This window comes from Geminicoccus flavidas (genome assembly GCF_009806515.1).
Classification (GTDB): domain Bacteria; phylum Pseudomonadota; class Alphaproteobacteria; order Geminicoccales; family Geminicoccaceae; genus Geminicoccus; species Geminicoccus flavidus.
On the sequence record NZ_WUJP01000420.1, the window covers coordinates 1 to 304 of the forward strand.

Consider the following 304-nt stretch of genomic DNA (forward strand, 5'->3'; position numbering starts at 1 on the left):
CCATGTTGACGCCCGAGGCATGGGACAGACGGATCATTCCGCCCACCGGCCAGAGCGGGTCCTTCAGGAAGAACATGTTCACCAGGTTCCACTTCCACAGATATTCCTGATAGGGCGTGTGGATCGGCGACTGGGTCACCGAGAAGTGGATGCCGATCGGGGTCGAGTGCCCGTGCGGGATAGTGATCAGGTCGTGGACGGTGGCATAGGCCGCGATCTTCAGCGTCTCGGACAGGCCGCCGCACCAGTAGATGTCCGGCTGGATGATATCGAGCGCGTCCTTCTCGATGAAGCGCTTGAAGCC

At 60.9% G+C, this 304-nt stretch carries 1 protein-coding gene; it reads right to left on the reverse strand.

Annotated features, from left to right (window positions below):
- The coding region (locus EQG76_RS11845) for an enolase C-terminal domain-like protein (RefSeq protein WP_321573451.1) at positions 1 to 304 on the reverse strand (304 nt) is incomplete at both ends.